Source organism: Halalkalibacter kiskunsagensis (assembly GCF_037027555.1).
Classification (GTDB): Bacteria; Bacillota; Bacilli; order Bacillales; family Bacillaceae_D; genus Halalkalibacter; species Halalkalibacter kiskunsagensis.
This window is the reverse complement of sequence record NZ_JAXBLX010000096.1, coordinates 1-1,941: the sequence shown is the minus strand read 5'-3', so window position 1 is coordinate 1,941 and position 1,941 is coordinate 1. Positions and strand designations below refer to the sequence as shown.

Here is a 1,941-nt window from a genome sequence, read left to right as displayed (position 1 = left end):
CGAACACGGTCGTTAAGCTCTTTTGCGCCAATGGTAGTTGGGGGCTTCCCCCTGCAAGAGTAGGACGTTGCCAGGCACCTAAAAGCATTCCTCATCGGAATGCTTTTTTCTGTGCATAAAATGAGGAAGGGCGTAAAAGAGCTTTTGTCTCGAAGTGGCAACATCTTCTTCGAATAGACCGATGGTTACATCGTGATTAGTCTTCATTGAAACACACTATGTCCCCCTGTGAGACGAACCCTTTCTCTTCGTAAAACATCGTGTGTAATATCCGAAAAAAACCCATGCCCTTCTTACACGTAGAAGAGAAATGACGAGCCTGAACGGAGTCAGGCACCTATAAGCATTAGAAACAATCTAATTTAAATACAAAAAAGAACTATTTGACAAAAAAGTTGCAATAACTCCATAAAAGATATCAGATTGGAAATAGAATGTTTGTACGAACGATTTGATTCATGTAAAATTAAAAGAATAGTCTGAAGAAGGAGAGAATGGCATGTCTGTTACAGGTAGCTTTCAATTAATGAAATCATTAAACCGTTCATTGATCTTAAACACAATACGTTTGAATGGACCGATTTCCAGAGCTGAAATAGCGAAAAGAACTAAATTAACACCTCCAACGGTTACCAATCTTGTAGCGGAGCTATTGGAATCTAAACTAGTAAGAGAAAGTGAGATTGGAGTATCAAAAGGTGGCAGAAAGCCTATTCTGCTAACAATTAATTGGAAAAGCTCTTATGTGATAGGTCTAGATGTAGGAGGGCATCGTGCTACTGCTGTTTTGACAGATTTAAATGCGGAAATTGAAATACAAAAAATGAAATCGCTTCCTACGAAATTAACAGTTGATAGCTTACTGCAATTTCTTATAACTATGATTGATACTCTTATAGAGGAGTCCGGAATTCCCAAAAAGAAAGTGTTAGGCATTGGAATTGGCATGCATGGAATTGTGAATCATTCCGAAGGGGTAGGAGTCTTTGCACCGAATTTTAATCTAACAAACATACCAATTAAAGATGTACTTCAGACACAATTTTCTATCCCTACTTTTGTTGAAAATGACGCCAGAGCACTTACACTTGGAGAATCATGGTTTGGCAATGGGGTTGGATTTGAGAACATTATTTGCGTTAACCTAGGTGTTGGAATTGGGGCTGGGGTCATTTTACAAAATGAATTATTTCATGGTAGAAATGGAATCGCAGGAGAGATAGGCCATATGATTGTTGATCTACACGGTTCAAAGTGTTCTTGTGGAAGCTATGGTTGTTTACAAACCGTTGCAGGGGGAGAAGTACTAAAGGAACGTGTAGGAAAAGAATTAACTACTGGAAGAAGATCAATTATCCAAGATAAGGCAAATATGAATGGTGGAACGATAACAGGAGAGCTGATCCATCAGTGTGCAATTGAAGGAGATTCTTTAGCAATAGAAGTACTCGCTGAAACAGGAAGGTTACTAGGAGTAGGATTAACGAATATGATCAACTTTATGAACCCTGACCGTATTATTGTAGGAGGAGGAATGGCTAAAGCTAAAGAGTTTATTTTAAATCCCCTTAAAGATGTAGTAAGAAGTCGAGCCTTAACTTCAGAAGCCAGAGAAACAGACATTGTATTATCTAAATTAGGTGATCAAGGTACGGTAATCGGTGCTGTTACGTTAGTTTTAAAAAGTTTATATACCCATTCATATTAGCAAGCATCAAGCATCGAGAGAATTAGAGCGTCAAAAAGGGCTGACTATAAATAAATAGCCAGCCCTTTATGTTAAAAGATATTGAATAATTTCACTGCTGTGAGTCGGACGACAAGAACTGCCATTTGTCACTCGACTAAAAAGAAGTGGCCTTTGTAAACTGGCACCTATGTCAAGGACACAATAAAAAAAGAGATTAAGCAACTAGAAGATGATTCCTATATTGAATAGGG

The 1,941-nt window shown here is 38.1% G+C and carries 1 protein-coding gene and 1 rRNA gene; both read left to right on the top strand.

Going from position 1 to position 1,941, the window contains the following annotated elements:
- Positions 1-76, top strand: a 5S ribosomal RNA gene (gene rrf / locus SLH51_RS24675); the annotation flags it as partial.
- A 423-nt stretch (positions 77-499) separates the two neighbouring features.
- Positions 500-1,708: an ROK family transcriptional regulator gene (locus SLH51_RS24360; protein WP_335964181.1), complete on the top strand. Its 1,209-nt coding sequence runs from the start codon at positions 500-502 to the stop codon at positions 1,706-1,708.
- Positions 1,709-1,941: the final 233 nt, after the last annotated feature.